The sequence below is a fragment of the Janthinobacterium sp. JF4 genome, assembly GCF_059617925.1.
Genome location: NZ_JCAQAV010000030.1, coordinates 1 through 21,768 on the forward strand (window position 1 = coordinate 1; position 21,768 = coordinate 21,768).

Here is a 21,768-nt window from a genome sequence, read left to right on the forward strand (position 1 = left end):
CAATGGGCACACCGGGCGTCACATTGATCGTCACCGTGGCCGCCGCCGACGTGCCGCCGGCGTTGCTGGCCGTATAGGTAAAACTGTCTGGCCCGGAATAACCTGCCGCCGGCGTGTAAGTGATGCTGGTGCCGCTGGCCGTCGCCGTGCCGTGCACAGGTGCCGATGCCACGGCCACCGACGTCGCCGCGCCGCCGCTCAGGTTCAGAGTGACCGGATTGGCGCTGCTGCCATACGCCACTGTCGCGCTGACGGCGCCGGCCACTGGGGGCGCCACCGCCACCGTGACGGAATAGGCGCGCGAACCTGTGTACGGGCCGCTGCCTGTGCTGCTGTCGGTGGCCGTGACGGTGAAGTTGTATGGCCCCGCCGCCGTGGGCGTGCCGGACAAGCTGCCGTCCGCCGCCAGGCTCAGGCCCGCAGGCAGACTGCCGGCAGTCACGGCATAGGTATAGGGCGCCGTGCCATTCGCGGCGGTGATGCCCTGGCTGTAGGCGACACCGGTTGTCATCGCCGGCAAGACCGATGGCGCTACCGTGAGCGTTGGTGCAGACACCGTCAGCGAGTAGGCGCGCGCGCCGGCATACGGGCCGCTGCCCGTGGAACTGTCCGTGGCGCGCACCGTGAAGTTGAAGACGCCGCCCGCCGTCGGCGTGCCCGACAGCACACCGCCGCTGGACAGACTCAGGCCTGCGGGCAAGGCGCCGGCACTGATCGCGTACGTGTATGGCGCGGCGCCGTTCGCCGCCGTCACGCTCTGGCTGTAAGCCGTCCCGACGCTTGCCGCAGGCACGGTGCTCGGCGCAATCGTGATGGTGGGTCCGCTGACCGTGACCGTCACGGTGGCCGGCGCCGACGTGCCGACGCCGTTGCTGGCCGTGTAGGTAAAGCTGTCCGGTCCGCCGTAACCTGCCGTCGGCGTGTACGTGATGCTGGTGCCGCTGGCCGTCGCCGTGCCGTGGCTGGCGGCGGACGCCACCGCCACCGACGTTGCCGCGCCGCCGCTCAGGTTCAGGGTGATCGGATTGGCGCTGCTGCCATACGCCACCGTGACGTTGACGGCGCCGGCCACGGGCGCACCGGCCGCCACCGTGACGGAATAGGCGCGCGAACCTGTGTACGGGCCGCTGCCTGTGCTGCTGTCGGTGGCCGTGACGGTGAAGTTGTATGGCCCCGCCGCCGTGGGCGTGCCGGACATGCTGCCGTTCGCCGCCAGACTCAAACCTGCGGGCAGGCTGCCGGCAGTGACGGCATAGGTATACGACGCCGTACCGTTCGCTGCAGTAATGCCCTGGCTGTAGGCAAGACCAACTGTCATTGCCGGCAGGGTCGGCGGCGCGATGGTGATGGTGGGCGCGCTGACCGTCAGCGTATAGGCGCGCGTGCCATTGGCGGCCAGCGAGTCGGTGGCACGCACGGTGAAGTTGAAAGTACCGCCCGCCGTCGGCGTACCCGACAGCGAGCCGGCACCGCTCAAGCTCATGCCCGCAGGCAAGGCGCCGGCGGTGACCGCGTACGTATATGGCGCCGCGCCACCCGTCGCCGTCAAGGCCGTCGCCGAGTAAGCCTGGGCCACCGTCGCATTCGGCACGCTGGCCGGCGACAGCGTGATGGCGGACGTAATCGTGACGTTGTACACGATGGGTTGCGCCACATCATCCTTGACGGTAAAGGTATCCGAGGTCGCGCTGAGATTCGTGTTCCGGTAGCGCACGGCATTCGTCTGGTTCGAATCCTCGAGCGTGCCATGCAGCGGCGCCACCAGGGTACCCGTCAAGCCGAAGGGCGAGCAAGCCGAATTGGAATAATCCTCGTAATACTCCTGTCCCGCCACCACGCTGATATTGCGCGGACTCGGGCAGGCGCTGACGGCGGAGGCCTGAAGGGAAAACAGGGAAAGCAAGGCAAACAGCGAGGCCGCCACCAGCCGCATCAGCCAGGGCGAGCGCCAGATCCCTCCGGTCGGCGCACTATCCGCGCAGGCTATGGACACATCGACGCCGCAGACAGGCGCAGGCAGCCATCCAAATTTCGTGAAATTTAGAAACATTCGTCTTCCCTCGATACATTTATCTTGGCGCTGGGCCTTGTATGGATAGCGGTCATGGCCAACCTGCACACCGCTCACAACTACCATCCACAAGGCTGAAGATGGCTCCCCAGCATGATTAAAGCTTGCTTTACGTCAATCAATGCTACTACGCATTACAAAGAAAGCAATTGTTGAATATTTTCAAACAGGGGAATATTTAACGAAAATCAACTATTGTCTAAAAAGTGTATTTATTTAGCAACTGAATTGAAAAAAGACCGTCGTGTTGACGCCTGCAACGACCAATCCGCCGTGAGCCATGCTGGCGTGGCGGCCTAACGTTTTGCATAGGAAACATGCAGCTTGCCGCCCGCTCTCTCGTTCAGCACAAGCGGCATCCTGAGCAGAAAACCGGCATGGCATGGCAAAGCTTCGGCGGCACGTACCTGCCGCCACGTTGGCAGCGGCCGCATCGAACTGGCGTGATGAGCCCGACTATCAGTTGTACGCACGCCACGCCGCAAGCTAGCATCTTGCAAGCCGCCCGCGCAGCATTTCCTGATAGCGGGCGGCGCATGCGGGCAGCTTTACTGCAGCGCCTCCAGCAAGCCCGGCGCAAACTCGGCGCCATGCTTGACCTGTGCGGTGGACGCCTTCAGGGTGGCGCCGATCGGCTCGGCGCGGCCAGCCAGGCATAGTCCCAGGAAGTTCTCCGTCACCGCATTGAAGGCGATGTTGTTCACGGGCCGGGCAAAGCCATGGCCTTCGTCAGGAAACAGCACATACGTGACGGGGATGTTCTTCGCCGCCATGGCCGCCACGATCTGGTCCGATTCCGCCACATTCACGCGCGGGTCGTTGGCGCCCTGGCCGATCAGCAGCGGGCGCTGGATATTCTGCGCAAAGTTCAGCGGCGAACGTTCCCTCAGCAGCGCCTTGCCCTCTTCCGTGGTCGGGTCGCCCATGCGCTTGTAGAACTGCTGCTTGCCCGCTTCCCAGTACGGCGGGATGGTTTGCAGCAAGGTAAACAGGTTCGACGGGCCGACGATGTCGACGCCGCAGGCAAACGTGGTCGGCGTGAACGCCATGCCGGCCAGGGTGGCGTAGCCGCCATACGAGCCGCCCATGATGGCCACCTTGTCGGCCGTGGTCACGCCGCTCTTCACCGCCCACTGCACGGCGTCGAGCAAGTCGTCATGCATCTTGCGGCCCCACTGCAGGTCGCCGGCCGAGATGAATTGCTTGCCGAAGCCCGTCGAGCCGCGGAAGTTCACCGACAGCACGGCGTAGCCGCGGTTGGCCAGCCACTGGTGATAGCCATTGTAGCCATACGTATCGCGCGCCCACGGACCGCCGTGCACCAGCAGCACCATCGGCACCGCCTGCGACGGCGTGCCGCCGGCGTTTGCCTTCGATGCCTGCGGCAGGGTCAGATAGGACACCAGGGTCAGGCCGTCGCGCGCCTTGATTTGCTGCGGATACATGGGCAGCAGCGGCGCGCCTTCCAGTTCGGGCCGGGTAACATATAAACGCGTCAGCTTTTTGCTCTTGCGTTCATACAGCCAGTTCGATGGCGGCGCCGTGACGGCATCGACGGCCACCAGCCATTTATCGTCGGCATCCGTGCGCGACGTCACCGTGAACTGGCCGCGGATATTTTTTTTCAGGAAGGCCAGGTCGGCTTTCAGGTCGTCCGTCAGCGGCAGATATTCCTGCTGCAGAAAATTGACCGTATAGGCTTGCACCCGGCCCGTGCGCGTGTCGTACAGCGCATCGGCGATATCGGTGCGCGGGTCCTGCGCCACCAGCGTGGTCTTGCCGCTGGCCACGTCCTGCGCCAGCAGCGCCGAGGTATTGCGGCCGCGCGAATCGGTCCAGTACAAGGTCTTGCCATCGACCGTAAACGCCAGCGGCGACGTGGTCTGCGCATCTTCCAGGCCCACTTCGGCCAGCGGCATGCTGTCGACCTTGCCATCGGCCAGGCGGAAATACGTCATGCCGCCATCGGCGCGCGCCTTGCTGGCGATACGCAAGTGGAGCAGTTCATCGGCGACATAGCCGCCATAGCCATCGTTCTGCAGCACCAGCGTCAGCTTGCCGCTGGCCAGGTCCAGGCTGTACACGTCATGCCAGCGCGCATCGCGGTTATTGATGCCGACGAGGATGCGGTCCTTCACCTTGCTGCTGATCTGGACGATCCGCACGCGCGTTTTCTCGAACGGCGTGTAGTTGATCTGCTTGCCGCTCGCCACGTTCACGCCGTACAGCAGGAAGTTTTCATCGCCGCCCTTGTCCTGGATGAACAGCAGGGTCTTGGAATCGGGCGACCAGAAGCTGCCGCGGATGGGCCGCACCTTTTCTTCCGTCAGCGGGCGCGCCTGCGCCAGGTCGGTGGCCGGCGCCACCCACACATTGAGCACGCCATCGCGCGGCGCGATCCACGACAGCCATTGCCCGTCGGGACTGAGCTTGCCACCGGCCTTGCTGGGATTGCCGAACAGCTTGGCCCGCTCGATCAGCGGCGCTTCCTTGACAGGGGCTTGGGCGTGCGCCGGCATTGCGCTGGCGAACAACAGGACAGGCAGGACATAGCGAATCATGGACACCTCATGGTTGATGAATGAAGGGAAAACATCACACATACATGTGCCAGCCAATCATAGGCCAAAGCGGTATTGCCAGGTTGACGACGCGACAGGGGACGGAAATCGGGGGACAGGATGGGGGAAACGGGGAATGAAAGGTAGAGCGGATAATGCATGCCGTCATGGCAACGTCGCGCAAAAAGAAAAAGGCCACTCCGAAGAGTGGCCTAAGTCCTTGAATCTAATGGTCGGGGCGAGAAGATTCGAACTTCCGACCCCATGCACCCCATGCATGTACGCTACCAGGCTGCGCTACGCCCCGACGAGGTGAGAATTATAGCAGACACTTTTAGGTTTTTGCCATGCTTTGCGCATGATTCATATCGAACTGCGCAAACTTTTTTGCAGGCCTCCGCCGGGCGCCCTATTCGCTCAGCAGCAGCGCCGTCAGGACGATGCGGAAACCGGCGATCAGCGGTTCGACCTTGACGTCGGGATTGTGCACCACCCGCACGGGCAAACCCTGATACATGGCGATCATGGCGTTCAGGCGCCCTTCCAGCATCTCCTCACCGGCCGGCAAGCCGCGCTTGATGCGCGCGTCGCGGATGATGGCGAGTAGCTGTTTGCGCGAACGCACGTCCGCGCAGCGCAGCATTTCGGCGATGGCCGGATTGCGCGAGGCCTCGGCGAAAATTTCCAGCGGCATAACCCACGTTTTCGGGTCCAGGCTTTCCAGCACATGCTCGCCCGCATTATCGATCACGGCCTGCAGCGGGTCTTCGCGCTGCGCCAGGTCTTGCATCAGGTTCGAGACCCGCTCCGTATTCTGCATGACGAAGGCGGCGATGATCGCATCCTTGCTGTCAAAATAATTATAGATGTGGCCCGCGCTCATGCCGGCCGCCTTGGATATCTCGGCCATGCTGGCGCCGTGGAAGCCGCGGCGGCTGAAACAGCTTTCGGCCGCATCGAGCACCTGCTTGCGCCGCGTGTTGGCGCGCTCGGGATCCGGATGCTTCTTTTCAACTTGGTTCATGATTTTCCAGTAGCGCGCCGGCCCTGCCCCTGCGGGCAAGGCCGGCGTCGGCGTCCCCGTGATTATTGGACGCCGCCAGCCGCCGCGACGGCTGTCTGCTCAGGCTGCCAACCGCCGCCCAGTACCTTGTACAAGGTCACCAGGTTGGTCGATTTGGCCAGGCGCGCCGTGATCAGGCTTTGCTGCGCCGTGTACAGCGCGCGCTGGGCCACCAGGGCGTTCAGGTAGGACTCGGCGCCCTGCTTGTAGCGCGCGTCGTGGATGGCATAGCTCTTCGTCGACGCCTCGACCAGCGAGACCTGCGATTGCAGGCGCTCGTCGATGGTGCCGCGCTGGGCCAGTGCATCGGACACTTCGCGGAAGGCGACCTGGATCGCCTTTTCGTATTGCGCCACGGAGATTTCACGCTGCACCTTGGCGATATCGAGGTTGGCGCGGTTCACGCCGCCATCGAAGATCGGCAAGCTGATCTGCGGCAGGAAGCTCCACGTGCCGCTGCCCGCCTTGAACAGACCCGACAGGTTGTCGCTCAGCGAACCGGCCGTGGCCGTCAGCGAAATGCGCGGGAAGAAGGCCGCGCGCGCCGCGCCGATGTTGGCGTTGGCAGCGCGCAAGGTGCGCTCGGCCGCCAGCACGTCGGGACGGCGTTGCAGCACGTCCGACGGCAGGCCGGACGGAATGTCCGCCAGCGCCGTCACGGCGCCAAACTCGCCTTGCGGCAGCAGGTCGGCCGGCACGGGGCCGCCCACCAGCAAGACCAGCGCGTTTTGATCCAGCGCCACCTGGCTCGTATAGACAGCCACGTCGGAACGGGCCGACTCGACGCTGGTCTGGGCATCGTACTTGTCCAGGCCGGAAGTAGCACCGGCACTGAAGCGGCGCACCGCCAGGTCATACGACGACTGCTGGCTCTTCAGAGTGTCTTGCGCCACGCGCAGGCGCTGCTGGTCGGCCACCAGGTTCAGATAAGTGCTGGCCACTTCGGCCACCAGGCTGATCTGCTGTGCACGGCGCGCTTCTTCCGTGCCCAGGTATTGCTCCAGCGCGCTGTCGGACAGGCTGCGCACGCGGCCGAAGAGGTCCAGCTCGTACGCCGACACGCCCAGGTTCGCCGTGTACTGGCGGTTGATGGACGCTTCGCCGTTGGCGCTGGCGTTCTTCGGCACGCGGCTGGCCGACTGGCCGCCGGAAGCGGACAGGGTCGGGATCAGCGCGGCGCGTTCGATACCGTACGTGGCGCGCGCCTTCTCGATGTTCAGGATCGAGACGCGCAGGTCGCGGTTGTTGGCCAGCGCCAGTTCCAGTACCTGGCGCAGGCGCGCATCGGCAAAGAACGCGCGCCAGGCGACGTCCGCCACCGGCTTGGCGTCGGCGGCGGCCGTGTCGGCCTTGTAGGAAGGACCGGTCGGCCACGCCGTGGGCGCCGGCGCTGCCGGACGCTCGTACGTGGGAGCCAGGCTGCAACCGGCCAGCAAGGCCAGTGCCGCCATGGAGAGTAGCGTTTTTTTCATATTAATGCGCATCCTTAGAAAGCGTGACGGCTGGCGAGCCAGGCGTCGCCGGCGTGGCGGGCGCGTCCTGCTTCGAGAAGAAGCCGCGCACCAGCACGAAGAACACCGGCACGAAGAAGATACCGAGGAAGGTGGCCGTCAACATGCCGCCCAGCACGCCGATACCGATAGCGTTCTGGCTGCCGGAACCGGCGCCGCTGGAAATAGCCAGTGGCAACACGCCCAGGCCGAAAGCAATCGAGGTCATCAGAATCGGACGCAGACGCAGACGCACCGCATGCAAGGTCGCGTCCAGCAGCGACATGCCCGATTCCTGCATTTCCTTGGCAAACTCGACGATCAGAATCGCGTTCTTCGCCGACAAGCCCACCACCGTGAGCAAGCCCACCTGGAAGTACACGTCGTTCGACAGGCCGAACATCCACGTACCGAGCACGGCGCCGATCACGCCCAGCGGTACCACCAGCAGCACGGAGAACGGAATCGACCAGCTTTCATACAGCGCGGCCAGGCACAGGAACACGATCAGCAGGGACAGCGCGTACAGCTGCGGCGTCTGCGAACCGGATTCGCGCTCTTCCAGCGACACGCCGGTCCAGCTCATGCCGATGCCAGGTGGCAGCTTGGCCACCATCTCTTCCATCGCGTTCATGGCGGCGCCCGTGCTCTGGCCCGGCGCCGGCGTACCGAGGATCTCGACCGACGGCAAGCCGTTGTAGCGTTCCAGGCGTGGCGACGCGTAAATCCACTTGCCGGTGGCAAAGGCCGAGAACGGCACCATCTGGCCGGCGGCATTGCGCACGAACCACTTGTTCAAGTCTTCCGGCAGCATGCGCGAACTGGCGTCACCCTGGATGAACACTTTCTTCACGCGGCCACGGTCGAGGAAGTCGTTGACATACGAACTACCCCAGCCCACGCTCAGCACGCGGTTGATTTCCGATATCTGCAAGCCCAGCGCGGTGGCTTTCTGCTGGTCGATGTCGATCTTGTACTGCGGCGTATCTTCCTGGCCGTTCGGGCGCACGCCGACCATGGCCGGATTCTGCGACGCCATGCCCAGCAGCTGGTTACGCGCCGCCATCAGGGCGTCGTGGCCGACACCGCCGATATCCTGCAGCTGCATGTCGAAACCGGTGGCGTTACCCAGTTCCAGCACGGCAGGCGGGGCAAACGTAAACACCATCGCATCCTTGATCTGCAACAACTTGCCCATGGCGCGGCCGGCTACTGCCGGCGCTTTTTGCGCCACGTCCTTGCGCAGCGACCAGTCTTTCAGGCGCACGAAGGCAATACCCGTATTCTGACCGTTACCGCCGAAGCTGAAACCGGCGACGGCAAACACGGAAGCGACGTTGTCTTTCTCGCTGTTCATGAAGTGGTCTTCCACCTGCTCGATCACTTTCAGGGTGCGCTCTTGCGTGGCGCCCGTCGGCAATTGAATCTGCGTAAACAGGATGCCCTGGTCTTCTTCCGGCAAGAAGGAGGTCGGCAGGCGCATGAAAATGAACACCAGGCCAGCGAGCAACAGCACGTACAGCAGCATCGAGCGGGCGCGGTGGCGGATCATGGCGCCAACCAGGCCCTGGTACTTGTTGCTGCTGCTATCGAAGCTGCGGTTGAACCAGCCAAAGAAACCCTTGTTCGTCGCGTGATGGCCCTTCTCGACCGGTTTCAGCAAGGTGGCGCACAAGGCTGGCGTAAACACCAGCGCGACGATGACGGACAGCACCATCGACGAGACAATCGTGATCGAGAACTGGCGGTAAATCACGCCCGTCGAGCCGCCGAAGAAGGCCATCGGCACGAACACGGCCGACAGCACCATGGCGATACCGACCAGCGCGCCCGTGATCTGCGTCATGGACTTGCGCGTCGCTTCCAGCGGCGACAAGCCCTCTTCGCTCATCACGCGCTCGACGTTTTCCACCACCACGATGGCATCATCGACCAGCAGGCCGATGGCCAGCACCATGGCGAACATGGTCAAGGTGTTGATCGAATAGCCGAACGCATTCAGGATGCCGAAGGTACCGAGCAGCACGACCGGCACGGCCATGGTCGGGATCAGGGTGGCGCGGAAGTTCTGCAGGAACAGATACATCACCAGGAATACCAGGATGACCGCTTCGACCAGGGTCTTGACCACTTCTTCGATGGACAGTTTCACGAACGGGGTCGTGTCGAACGCCACCTGGTAGCTCATGCCTTCAGGGAATTGCTTGCTCAGGTTGCCCAGCATGGCTTTCGCCGCGTTGGCCGTGTCGAGCGCGTTGGCGCCCGTCGCCAGCTTGATCGCCACGCCCGTTGCCGCATGGCCGTTGTAGCGGGCCACGGTGTTGTAATTCTCGCGACCCAGTTCCATGGTGGCCACGTCCTTCAGGTGCACCATGGCGCCGTCGGTGGTGGTTTTCAGCAAGATGGCGCCGAACTGTTCGACCGTTTGCAGACGGCTTTGCGCCGACACGGTAGCGTTCAGCTGCTGGCCCTTGATGGACGGCGTGCCGCCCAGCTCACCGGCCGACACTTCCGCATTCTGCGCCTGCACGGCCGTGATCACGTCCGCCGGGGTCAGGTTGAAGCTTTGCAGCTTGGCCGGATTGAGCCAGATGCGCATGGCGTACTGCGAACCGAACAGCGTCACATCGCCCACGCCGGCAACACGGCTGAGCGGATCGACGACGTTGGCGGCGACATAGTCGCTCAAGTCGGTCTGGTCCATCTTGCCGTTCTCGGAAATGAAGCCGAACACCATCAGGAAGTTCTTCGTCGCTTTCGACACAACGAGACCCTGTTGCGTGACAGCCGTCGGCAGCAGTGGCGTGGCCAGCTGCAGCTTGTTCTGTACCTGCACCTGGGCGATGTCGGGATTGGTGCCGCTGGTAAACGTCAGCGTAATGCTGATGCCGCCGGTGGCATCGCTCGACGAGGCCATGTAGCGCAAGCCGTCGATACCCTTCATCTTTTGTTCGATGACCTGGGTGACGGCGTCTTCCACGGTCTTGGCGGAGGCGCCAGGATAGGAGCCGCTGATCGAAATCGACGGCGGAGCAATGCTCGGGTACTGCGCGATCGGCAGGCTGAGGATCGAAATCACGCCGGCAAGCATGATGACGATCGCGACCACCCAGGCAAAAATCGGGCGGTCAATGAAAAAACGGGCCATTAATATTCTCCTGAATTAGTGGGCGCTGGCAGCCGATGCTGCGGCAGAGGCGGCAGCGGCAGACGCGGCGGCAGCCTTGGCTGGCACGGCAACGGCTGGTGCGCCTGGCTTGACTTTTTGCAAGCCTTCCACGATCACGCGATCACCTGCGGCCAGGCCGGACGTCACCAGCCAGTCAGTGCCGACGGTGCCACTGGTGGTCAGCACGCGTTGCTCGACCTTGTTTTCCTTGTTCAGGATCAGGGCGGTGGCCTGGCCCTTCTGGTTGCGCGTCACGCCCACTTGCGGCACGGTGATGGCTTTTTCATCGACGCCCGTTTCCAGCTGGGCACGTACATACATGCCAGGCAGCAATTCGCCTTTCGGGTTCGGGAACAGCGCGCGCAAGACCACGTTGCCGGTGGTGGGATCGACCGTCACGCCAGAAAACTGCAGCTTGCCCGATTCGCCGTACTTGCTGCCGTCCGGCAAGATCAGATCGACCTTGGCCTGGCCTTCGCCGACTTTTTTCAGCGAGCCGTCGGCCATCTGGCGCTTCAGGCGCAGCAAATCCGTGCTCGACTGGGTCACGTCGACATAGATCGGATCGAGTTGCTGCACGGTCGTCAAGGCTTCCGCCTGGCCCGCCGTGACCAGCGCGCCGGCCGTCACGCTCGAACGGCTGGTGCGGCCGCTGATCGGCGCCGTCACGGTGCTGTATCTCAGGTTGATATTCGCCGATTCCAGCGCCGCGGTGGCCGATTCGACATCGGCCTTGGCTTGCTCGAACGCAGCGATGGCGTCATCGTATTCCTGGCGGCTCACGCCTTCGATGGCGACCAGTTCCTTGTAGCGCGACGCTTTCGGGCCAGCCGTCAGCAGGTTGGCCTTGGCTTTCGACAGGGCGGCCTTGGCCGAATTGGCGGCAGCCTGGTAGGTGGCGGAGTCGATCTGATACAGGGCCGTGCCCGCTTTCACATCGCTACCCTCGACGAACAGGCGCTTCTGGATCAAGCCACCGACTTGCGGGCGCACATCGGCGACCTGGTAGGCATTCGTGCGGCCGGGCAATTCGGCACTCATCGGCAACGCGGCCGGATTAACAGTAAACACGACCACCTGTGGCGCTTGCTGCGCATGAGGTGCTTCCTGTTTTTTACTGCAGCCGGCCATGATTACAGTGGCGCACAGAACGGCAATAGCGCCGCTCGTACGCGGCGACGTCAGGGAAAAGGTTGGTTGCATCTTGGACTTTCTGAAAAAGAAGCTGGCTAGTGTCGTTAGAAATGACTAAATTTATTAACGCAGATCAAAGAATGAACGATCATTCTAAAATCGTCAAGCATCGTTACAATTGAAACATAGTAACTATCAAGCGAGTTGAATTATCAATGAAGCAATAAAATGAAGACAGCGACAGCGTCGGCACGCCAGCCAATTCGAACAGAAAGCTGGCGGGCGATGGCAAAACGGCAATGCGGAAAGTTGGATTGAGTGATTACTGTAGCAGGGTAATGCGTTTTTTGCTGAAGCCGTGATCGCGTACGCAACACTGTCCGCGCGCCAACACCCGGCCGCCGTGAATATTTACCAATGGTATCGAAAAGACATGCTGCGGCGGACGCGCTAGTATATTGTCCACAGCGTGGCAAAGCGGGGGCGCAACGATGACAGCACAGGCGCGAAACATAAAACAGCAAGATGGCGCAAGTGGCCCGGACAGGCCACCACTGCTGTCGACCGGCGTCGCCGGCCTCGACACCATACTCACCGGCGGCATGCTGGCCGAGCGCCTGTACCTGGTCGAAGGCGTCCCCGGCACGGGCAAGACTACGCTGGCACTGCAATTTCTGGCCGAAGGCGCGCGCAGCGGCGTGCCCGTGCTGTATATCGCGCTGGCGGAATCCGAGACCGAGCTGCGCTGCGCCGCCCTGTCGCACGGCTGGGACCTGGCCGGCATCGCCATCGAAGAGGTGGCGCCCAGCGACGACATGCTCGACCCCGAGCGCCAGTACAGTCTCTTCCACCCGTCGGAAATCGAACTGGCCTCGACCAACCAGCGCATCCTTGCCGCCATCGAAAAGCACCGCCCTGCCCGCCTCGTGCTCGACTCGCTGTCCGAACTGCAACTGCTGGCGGAAAACCCCCTGCGCTACCGGCGCCAGGTCGTGGCGTTGAAACAATACCTGGCCAGCCGGCACTGCACCACCCTGCTGATCGATGACCGTTCCGCGCTGGACGACGGCTTGCAAGTGCGTAGCGTGGCCCACTGCGTCATTTCACTGGAGCTGCAAAACCAGGCCTACGGCAATGACCGGCGCCGCGTGCGGGTGGTGAAATACCGGGGCGTGCCGTTTCGCAGCGGCACGCATGACTACAAGATCGCCCATGACGGCCTGATCGTCTTTCCGCGCCTGGTGGCGGCCGACACGCGCCGCGACGGCGACCATCGGCGCCTGTCGAGCGCCGTGCCCGAACTCGACACCATGATAGGGGGTGGTCTGGAAGAAGGCATGAGCACGCTCATTTCCGGCCCCGCCGGCAGCGGCAAATCCACCCTGGCGGCGCAATTCGTGCACGCGGCCACGGCACGCGGCGAACCGTGCGCCATGTTCCTGTTCGAGGAAGCGCGCAGCAAGCTGCTGAACCGGGCCGACAACGTGGGCATGCGCCTGCAGGCGGCACTCGACTCAGGCCTGTTGAGCGTGCAGCAAATCGATCCGGCCGAGCTGACGCCGGGAGAATTCGCCCAGGCCGTGGTCGACGCGGCGGAACGGGGCGCCCGGGTCATCGTCATCGATAGCCTGAACGGCTACATGCACGCCGTGCCCGACGAGCGCTTCCAGAGCACCTATCTGCACGAACTGCTCAATTACCTGAGCCAGCGCGGCGTGGCCACCCTGCTCGTCGGCGTACAGCAAAACATGCTGGGCACGTCGATGACGACCGCGGCCGACGCCAGCTACCTGGCCGACAGCGTCATCATGCTGCGCTATTACGAAACGGAAGGCGAGGTGCGGCAAGCCATTTCCGTCTTCAAGAAGCGCGGCAGCGCACACGAGCGCAGCATCCGCCGCTTCGAGATCAGCTCCCAGGGCATCCGCATCGGCCCCGCCCTGGCCGGCTTTCACGGCATCCTGTCGGGCTTGCCCACCATCGGCGGCACGCCATTCCCTTAGGAGTGCCATGGAGCAGCGCATCCTGATCTACACGCCTGGCGGCCAGGACGCCACCCTCGCCGCCAGGGTGTTCGCCAGCGCAAACATCGCCAGCCACGCCTGCCGCTCCGCAGACGAGCTGGCCGAGCAGCTGGCGCTGGGCGCCGGCGGCGTGCTGACGGTGGACGAGGCCCTGCATGCAGGCGTCTACTCCGTGCTCGACGCCTACGCCCGCCAACAACCGGACTGGTCCGATTTGCCCATCATCCTGCTGACGCACGCGGGACTCGATTCGCTGCCTTTGCGGCAAGCCGTCGCCACCCTGGGCAACCTGACCCTGCTGGAACGCCCCGTGCGCATATTGACCCTGATCACCTCGGCCCACGCCATGCTGCGCGCGCGCCAGCGCCAGTACCAGGTGCGCGAGACGCAGCGGCGCAAGGACGAGTTCCTTGCCAGCCTCGGGCATGAACTGCGCAACCCGCTGGCGCCCATCAAGACTTCGGTGGCCTTGCTCAAGCACCTGTATCCGGCATCGGAGCAGGTCGGCAAAGTGAGCGGCGTGATCGAGCGCCAGGTTACGCATCTGACGCGGCTGGTGGATGATTTGCTCAACGTGGCGCGCATCTCCAGCGGAAAAATACTGCTGCAGCGCAAGAATATTGAATTACAGCAAGTGCTCGAGCATGTGATCGAACTGTGCCAGCCCGCTGCCGACAGCCGGCACATCAGCATCACGCAGGCGTTGCCGCCGCATGCCGTAACATTGCACGCCGACTATGCCAGGGTGGTGCAGATCTTTGCCAATATCGTTTCGAATGCCGTGAAGTTCACGCCGGACGGCGGGCACATCCATATTACGGCGCGCCAGGCGCAGGGGCAGCTGCAGGTGACGGTCGAAGACAATGGCATCGGCATCGAACCGGACGCCATCGCGCGCATCTTTTCCATGTTCGAACAGGGGCCCACGGTGGCCGGCCAGATGGCCAGCGGCCTGGGCATCGGCTTGAGCCTGGCGCGCCAGTTTGCCGAGATGCATGGCGGCAGCATCGACGCGTACAGCGACGGTCCCGGGCGTGGCAGCCGCTTCATCGTCACCTTGCCGGCCTGCGCCGGCGACGCCCAAATAGCCACCCCGGCCACGTCGGCCGCCGCCAGCGGTGATGCGCCCACCGGCGCGGGCCAGCCGGTGCAAGTGCTGGTGGTCGATGACAACCGCGATGCGGCCGATTCTCTGCAAGCCTTGTTCCAGCTGGAAGGCTATGCCGCCAGGGTCGCGTATGGCGGCGCGCAGGCCCTGGCGGCCGTGGATATGGCGTGGCCGCAACTGGTCGTGATGGACCTGGGGATGCCGGACATGGATGGCTATGAAGCGGCACGCCGGATACGCCAGCGCGCGCAGGGACGCGCGGTGCTGCTGATCGCCCTGACGGGCTGGGGCCAGGGCGAGGCCCGCTCGCGCACGGAGCAAGCCGGTTTCGACCATCACCTGACGAAACCGGTGGATTTCACCGCCATCGCCACCCTGCTGGAACAGCACCTGGCGCAGCGGGCGGGGGCCGCTACGTGGGAAAAATAGCCCTTACTTCCACTTGCCGCGCAATTCCTGCACCCTTTGCTGCAACAGTTCCGGCGTGGCAGCCTCGGGCGCCACGGGTATGCCCACGGCCAGCGACAGGCGCGAGCGCAAGCCCGCCTTGAAGGCGCGCTCGAACAAGTGGCCGTTGCGATGGCTCAACAGATGTCCCCACAAGCCGCGCAGCGCCAGCGGAATCACGGGCACCTTGCTGCGCTCGACGATCTTCGCGATGCCGCCCTTGAATTCGCTGATCTGGCCCGTGCGCGTCAGCTTGCCTTCGGGGAAAATGCACACCAGTTCGCCTTCATGCAGCGCTTGCGCGATATCGATGAAGGCCTTTTCCATGAGGAACGGGTCTTCCTTGGCTGGCGCGATGGGGATGGCCTTCGCCGTGCGGAAAATCCAGCCCATCAGCGGCATCTTGAAGATGCGGTGGTCCATGACGAAACGGATGGGGCGCGGGCTGGCCGCCATGATGACGATGGCGTCGACATAGCTGACGTGGTTGCACACCAGCACCGCCGCGCCTTCCGTCGGGATGCGCTCGCCATCGACGACTTTCACGCGGTGCACGGTCTGGATCAGGATCCACGCGAGGAAGCGCATGAGGAATTCCGGCACCAGCGAGAAGATGTAGGCAGCCACCAGCGCATTCAGGATGGCCGTGACGAGGAACAACTGCGGGATCGTAAATCCTCGTCCCAGCAGCACGATGGCCACGCCGGCCGCCGCCACCATGAACAGCGCGTTCAAAATATTCATGCCGGCGATGGTGCGCGAAATGTGCTTCGGGTCGCAGCGCGTCTGGATCAGGGCGAACAGGGGCACGATGAAGAAGCCGCCGAACACGCCGATCATGACGATGTCGAGCAAGATGCGCGGCACGCCCGCCTGGCCCACAAAGGCCAGCGCATCGACCACTTGCGTATTCGCATACGCATTGCTGGCGAAATACAGGTCGATGCCGAACAGCGACAGGCCAATGGAGCCGAACGGCACCAGGCCGATTTCGATCTTGTGGCCCGACAAACGCTCGCACAGCAGCGAGCCCGTGCCGATGCCGACGGAAAACACAGTCAGCAGCAGCACGAACACGCTGTGGTCGCCATGCAGGAAATCCTTCGAGTACACGGGGAACTGCGCCAGGATCAGGGCGCCATAAAACCAGAACCAGGAGTTGCCCAGCATGGCCAGGAAGACGGGACGGTTCTTGCGCGAGAAATTCAGGTTGCGGAACGATTCGGCGACAAAATTCAGGCTCACTTTCAAGTCCGGCTCGGGCGCGGGCGTGCGCGGCACGCGGTAGCTGGCAATCAGGCCGAACAGCGCCACGGCAATCGTCGCGCCGGCCACCAGTTCCACGCCCAGCGGCTTATGCACGATCAAGACGGCGCCGAGGATTTCACCCAATAAGATGCCGACAAACGTGCCCATCTCGATCAGGCCATTGCCGCCGACCAATTCCTCGGGTTTCAGCTGCTGCGGCAGATACGCATACTTGACGGGGCCGAACAGGGTCGAATGCACGCCCATGCCCACCACGGCGGCCACCAGCAGCCACAGGGTATGCGTCATCCAGCCGGCGGCAGCGATCGCCATGATGGCCAGCTCCATCCATTTGACGAAACGCGCCAGGCCCGCCTTTTCAAACTTGTCGGCCAGCTGGCCCGCCGTGGCCGAAAACACGACGTAGGGCAGGATGAACAGGCCGGGAATCAGGTTGGTGATGGTGGACGGATCGAGCGTGGTCCAGCTCAGCGCATCGTAGGCGAGGATCACCATCAGGGCCGTCTTGAACAGATTGTCGTTGAAGGCGCCAAAGAACTGGGTCCAGAAGAAGGGCCCGAAACGGCGCTGCGACAATAGGGAAAACTGGCTGCTTTGACTCATGGCATGGGGAACTGGCAATTAAGGAATTGCTAAAATACAGCACTATCTTGCGCACGACAATCTGAATGTCGTCATCTTGCTTGGTATCAATACCGAAAGCGCCGCGACGCGCCATGCTGGCCAGGTCTTCCCGATGCCGTCCCCGGCACGACAGAAATCGCCTGTTTCTTGATAATAAGGTAATGTGCGCATACCGCTGGCGCCCCTGCCCGCCCTCCCGGAAAGCTGCCCCATGTTTGGATTGACGACATTGACCATCCTGGCCTTGCTGGTCACCGCCTTCGTGCTGGTGCTGCAGCACCGCCGAAAGGTCGCGGATCTGGAGTTGCTGACGGCGCGCCTGCGCAAGGAAGTGGACAGCATCGGACAGCGCCTGCGCGCGCTGGAGGGCCAGGCCGAAGCGCCTGTTGCCGAGCCCGCCATGCCCGCGAACGTGGCGCCAGTGGCAGTGCCGACGCCCGCAGCCGCGCCGCCAGCCGCGCCGGCAGCAGTGTCCGCGCCAGCCGCACCCGTACCGCCGCAACCGGCCCCGCCGGTTCCCGCCAGGCCAGCCCCTGCCGTCTCCAGCACACCCTCCTGGATCGCGCGCCCGGACGGCCTCGTTGCCAAGGCGAAGAACTGGCTATTCACCGGCAACCTGGTTGCCAAGCTGGGCTTGCTGATCCTGTTCCTCGGCGTCAGCTTCCTGCTCAGCTATGTGTCGGCGCAGGTCACGCTGCCGATCGAACTGCGCCTGGCCGCCATCGCGCTGGCCGACATCGCCCTGCTGGCCTGGGCCTGGCGCATCCGCATCAAACGCCCCGGCATCAGCTTGCCGCTGCAAGGCACGGCGCTGGCGATATTGATGCTGGTGACGTTTGGCGCTTTCCGCCTGTATGAACTGATTCCGGCCGGTCTGGCGTTTGCCGTGCTGTTCGTGCTGACGGCGTTCACGTGTTTGCTGGCCGTGCTGCAAAACGCCGTCTGGCTGGCCGTCTTCGGCATCGTCGGCGGCTTTGCCGTGCCCCTGCTCGTGTCGACAGGCAGCGGCAACCATATCGGCCTGTTCAGCTATTACGCGCTGCTCAATGCGGGCGTCTTCGCCATCGCCCTGCAGCGCGCCTGGCGCGTGCTGAATGTGCTGAGCTTTGGCTTCACCTTTGTCGTCGCCACCACCTGGGGCCTGCTGCGCTACACGCCCGAGCATTACCTTTCAACGCAGCTGTTCCTGATCCTGTTCGTGCTGTTCTATATCGGCATCGCGATTGCCTACTGCGCGCGCCAGGCGCCGCGCCTCAAGCATTACGTGGACGGCACCCTCGTCTTCGGCACGCCGCTGGCGGCCATGGGCTTGCAATATGGCCTGGTCCAGCACTTTCACTTTGGCCTGGCGTTTTCCGCGCTGATTGCCGGCCTGGGCTACACGGGACTGGCCGTGGCTCTCTGGCGCAGGGACGGTTTCAAAATGCTGGCCGAAGCCTTCCTCGCCCTGGGCATCGTCTTCGGCACGCTGGCCATCCCGTTCGCCCTCGATGGCCGCTGGACGTCGGCCGCCTGGGCGCTGGAAGGCGCGGGCATCGTCTGGGTCGGCTTGCGCCAGCGCCAGACCCTGGCCTGGGCTTTCGGCCTGCTGGTGCAGGCGGCCGCCTGGATCGCCTTCCTCGTCGCCATGCAGGAACTCGATACGGCAACTGCCCTGCACGCCAACATCTGGCTCGGCTGCGCGCTGCTGGCCGCCGCCGCGCTGGTGATGGCCTACAATTTCCGCCGCCACGGCAGCCACTTGCATCCGGAGTTCATGCGCAGCCTGTCCGTGCTCTTCCTGACGGCCGCCACGGCCTGGCTGCTGGGTGGTCTCTGGAGCGAAATCCTGCTGCGCACAGATGCCGCCACGCAACTGAACCTGCTGACTGTCAGCGCGCTGGCAGTGGCAGCCCTGCTGGCGGCGCTGGCGCGGCGCGAACAATGGCATGCGCCGCGCGCGCTGCTGCTGGCCGTGCAGGTGCTGGCCGGCATGGTCATGCTCAGCCGCGCCAGCTGGGCCTGGGACCAGCACCCGGCCAGCCTGTTCGACGGTTCCTTCCTCAGCGCGCTGCTGCTGGGTGCCGCCGCCTTTGCCAGCGCCCGTTTCCTGGCGCTGCGCGCGCGCGCGGCGGCGATGCGCTGCTGGCCCTGGTCGCACGGCCCCTGCTGGTCTGGAGCGGCTTGCTGTGGTTTGCCGCCATCCTCGTGCCCTTCACGAGCTGGCTGCTGCGCCTGACCGACGGCGACCTCGCCATGCAGCCGCACGCGGGCGAGCACTGGCTGGCCCTGTACCTGATCGCCGTGTGCGTCACGACGCCCGCGTTCGCCCTCCTGGCGCGGCGCCTCGATTGGCCGCAGCTGCGCTGGTTCACCGTGGCCACCTGGCTCGGTCTGGGCTTGTGGAGCGCCAACATGCTGCTGGCGCTGTATCTGCGCGACTACCTGCCGACGGGCTTGAGCTGGCTGGCCCTGGCCGGCACGCTGGCTGCCGGCGAATACCTGCTGCGTGCCTGGCCGCAAGCGGGCTGGCAACCCGACGTGCGCGCGCTGCGCCTGCTGCATACGCTGCGCACGGCCGCGCCATGGCTGATGCTGTGGCCCGTGGGCGCCATGCATGTCAACGCCTGGCTGGCACAGCATGAAGACAGCGTCAGCCCCGCCTGGGCCCGCTACTTGCCGGCCTGGGCCATGATGCTGGCACTGGCCTGGCTGATCCGCCGCTGCCGCGCGGATGCCTGGCCGGTGGCGCCGATTGCCGCGTGGTACCGGCACACCCTGATACCGCTGGGCGCGCTATGGTCGCTGCTGCTGATTGCCGCCTGGAATCTCCTCGACGATGGCGCCATGGCGCCGCTGCCCTACTTGCCGCTGCTCAATCCGCTGGACTTGAGCACCGGCTTTGCCGTCCTGCTGGCCATTGCCAGCTACCGCTTGCTGCCGGCGGGCCAGTTGCCGCTGCCGGCCCTGTGGCAGGCGCGCTTGCCCGTCGTGGCCGCCTGCTGCGTGTATGGCTGGTTCAACCTGATGCTGCTGCGCACGGTGTCGAACTACATGGGCGTGCCTTATACGGTGGAGGACATGATGGCCTCGCAATTCGTGCAAGCGATGCTGTCGCTGGTGTGGAGCATCACGGCCCTGCTGCTGATGCGCCACGCGGCGCGCCATCAACGGCGCCAGCAATGGAGCATGGGCGCCGTGCTGCTGGGGCTGGTCGTCCTGAAGCTGTTCGCCATCGACTTGTCGAACGTGGGCGGCATCGAACGCATCGTCTCCTTTGTCGGCGCCGGCTTGCTGATGGTCTTGATCGGCTACCTGGCGCCGTTTCCCAAGGCTGCCGCGCCAGCGCCGGCCGAACCGCAACAAGGAGCAGCATGAAAACCGCACTCATGTTCGGCATGATGTTGATGGCAGGCGCCGCGCTGGCGGCGCCTGGCCAGGACAGGCCACAGGACTATCGCTGGAGCATCGCGTTAACGCCGCAGCCCGGTGCCGGCCTGAGCCGCATAAGCGTCCCCACCGACGTGTACCTGCATGCGCGCTCGGCCAGCCTGGCCGACGTGCGCCTGTTTGACGCAACGGGCAAGCCATTGGCCTTCGCCCTGACGGCCCCGGCCACCCGATCGCGCACGCAGCGCGACACGCTTGCCATGCGCATCTTTCCCGTCACCGGCAGAGACATCGGCTACTACGAACTGGACAACGTGGATATCCGCACCGGCGATGACGGCCGCCTGTTGTCCGTGACGGCGCGTGGCGGCAGTGCGCACGATGCAACGCCGGGCTTGCAGGGGCTGATCCTCGACGCGGGTCCGCCCGCCAAGGACAGCCGCATCGACGCCTTGCGTTTTACCTTGCCGCCTGGAACCGACAACTACAATGCGCAAGTGCTGCTGGAAGTGAGCGACGACTTGAAGCAGTGGGACGCCATCGCCACCACTACCCTGCACTGGCTGCGCAACAGCGACACGCAAACCCTGGCCAACGACCGCATCGAATTCGCGCCGCGCGCCTTCCGCTATGCGCGCCTGAGCTGGCAGTACGGCGATCCCATCACTTTCGCAGGCATCGCCGCGCAGCAGGTCAGCGTCACGGCCGTTGCCGCGCCGCGCACCACCATCGCCTTGAAAGGGACGGCGGGCAAGAACGTCGACGAGCGCCTGTATGCCACGCCGATCGCCATTCCCGCCGACAGCATCGGCTTGCAGTTAGCTGAGGGCAACACATCCATGCCCGTTACCCTGGGCGTGTATCACCCGGCAAGCGAGGCGCCGCGCCAGCGCCTGCGCCTGCGCCCGCAAGCGCGCAGCACGCAAGCGGCCTACTTTGAACCACTGCTCAACACGACGTTCTATCGTATCAGCATGGATGGTAGGGAACGCGTCTCCGGCGACCTGGCCATGCCCGTCGTGCAAACGGCGCAATGGGTGCTGCGACCGCAATATCACAGCGGCACGAACCCGAACCTCAACTCCGTCTTGCGCCTGGGCTGGACACCGGCCAGCCTGGTATTCCTGGCCAGCGGCAAGGGGCCATATCAACTGGTCTTCGGCAGGAATGGCGCAACGCCGGCAGCGCTGCCGCTGTCGCAGGTCGCGCCCGGCTTCACGCAGGAGGAATTGCTGGCGCTGCCTGTCGCCACGGCGGCCAGGGTGGTGGCGCTGACCAGCGACGCCCCCATCGAGAAGACACCGGACGGCGCAGGCTTGCGCCTGGCCGCGCTGTGGGCCGCGCTCTTGCTGGGCGTGGCCGTGCTGGGCTTTTTTGCCTGGCGTTTGCTATCGCAGATGAAAGAGGAACAAGGCAGTGCCGACAAGCAGGAGCACTAG

At 64.2% G+C, this 21,768-nt stretch carries 12 protein-coding genes and 1 tRNA gene; 5 read left to right on the forward strand and 8 right to left on the reverse strand.

Features of this window, described 5'->3' with window-relative positions; genetic code table 11:
* The 7 genes from AC54AF_RS19545 to AC54AF_RS19575 all read right to left on the reverse strand — a co-directional run.
* A partial coding sequence (locus AC54AF_RS19545; RefSeq protein ID WP_496637857.1) for a beta strand repeat-containing protein occupies positions 1-1,993 on the reverse strand: 1,993 nt, incomplete at its 3' end.
* A gap of 626 nt (positions 1,994-2,619) precedes the next feature.
* Complete coding sequence (locus AC54AF_RS19550; RefSeq protein ID WP_496637858.1) at positions 2,620-4,632, reverse strand: S9 family peptidase; 2,013 nt, start codon at positions 4,630-4,632, stop codon at positions 2,620-2,622.
* A gap of 230 nt (positions 4,633-4,862) precedes the next feature.
* A tRNA-Pro gene (locus tag AC54AF_RS19555) sits at positions 4,863-4,939 on the reverse strand.
* Between the two features lie 102 nt (positions 4,940-5,041).
* A complete protein-coding gene (locus AC54AF_RS19560) occupies positions 5,042-5,656 on the reverse strand; it encodes a TetR/AcrR family transcriptional regulator (protein WP_496637859.1) in 615 nt (204 codons plus the stop codon).
* Between the two features lie 62 nt (positions 5,657-5,718).
* Positions 5,719-7,167 carry an AdeC/AdeK/OprM family multidrug efflux complex outer membrane factor gene (gene adeC, locus AC54AF_RS19565; protein WP_496637860.1) on the reverse strand — a complete coding sequence of 483 codons (1,449 nt, stop codon included), beginning with the start codon at positions 7,165-7,167 and terminating at the stop codon, positions 5,719-5,721.
* Position 7,168: 1 nt separating this feature from the next.
* The gene (locus AC54AF_RS19570) at positions 7,169-10,333 is read right to left on the reverse strand and encodes an efflux RND transporter permease subunit (RefSeq protein ID WP_496637861.1); all 3,165 of its coding nucleotides are present in this window, start codon (positions 10,331-10,333) and stop codon (positions 7,169-7,171) included.
* Between the two features lie 15 nt (positions 10,334-10,348).
* Positions 10,349-11,557, reverse strand: a complete 1,209-nt coding sequence (locus AC54AF_RS19575; protein ID WP_496637862.1) for an efflux RND transporter periplasmic adaptor subunit — start codon at positions 11,555-11,557, stop codon at positions 10,349-10,351.
* Between the two features lie 422 nt (positions 11,558-11,979).
* On the opposite strand from AC54AF_RS19575, the gene AC54AF_RS19580 reads away from it, so the two are divergent.
* Together AC54AF_RS19580 and AC54AF_RS19585 are read left to right on the forward strand one after the other, a co-directional pair.
* On the forward strand, positions 11,980-13,491 hold the full coding sequence (locus AC54AF_RS19580; RefSeq protein WP_496637863.1) for an ATPase domain-containing protein: 1,512 nt from the start codon (positions 11,980-11,982) through the stop codon (positions 13,489-13,491).
* Between the two features lie 7 nt (positions 13,492-13,498).
* Positions 13,499-15,049 (forward strand): ATP-binding protein, encoded by a 1,551-nt coding sequence (locus AC54AF_RS19585; RefSeq protein ID WP_496637864.1) that lies wholly within the window; start codon positions 13,499-13,501, stop codon positions 15,047-15,049.
* A 3-nt stretch (positions 15,050-15,052) separates the two neighbouring features.
* Here the strand turns inward: AC54AF_RS19585 and AC54AF_RS19590 are convergent, their stop codons facing one another.
* Positions 15,053-16,939, reverse strand: coding sequence for an MFS transporter (locus tag AC54AF_RS19590; RefSeq protein ID WP_496637865.1), 1,887 nt, complete (start codon positions 16,937-16,939; stop codon positions 15,053-15,055).
* A 232-nt stretch (positions 16,940-17,171) separates the two neighbouring features.
* On the opposite strand from AC54AF_RS19590, the gene AC54AF_RS19595 reads away from it, so the two are divergent.
* From AC54AF_RS19595 to AC54AF_RS19605, 3 genes are read left to right on the forward strand one after another with little or no spacing between them, the layout of a single operon-like run.
* Positions 17,172-19,178 carry a DUF2339 domain-containing protein gene (locus AC54AF_RS19595; protein ID WP_496637866.1) on the forward strand — a complete coding sequence of 669 codons (2,007 nt, stop codon included), beginning with the start codon at positions 17,172-17,174 and terminating at the stop codon, positions 19,176-19,178.
* Positions 19,124-20,317, forward strand: a complete 1,194-nt coding sequence (locus AC54AF_RS19600) for a DUF2339 domain-containing protein (protein WP_496637867.1) — start codon at positions 19,124-19,126, stop codon at positions 20,315-20,317. Before AC54AF_RS19595 ends, AC54AF_RS19600 begins: the two co-directional genes overlap by 55 nt.
* Positions 20,314-21,768: a DUF3999 family protein gene (locus AC54AF_RS19605; protein ID WP_496637868.1), complete on the forward strand. Its 1,455-nt coding sequence runs from the start codon at positions 20,314-20,316 to the stop codon at positions 21,766-21,768. The genes AC54AF_RS19600 and AC54AF_RS19605 overlap by 4 nt, the downstream gene beginning before the upstream one ends.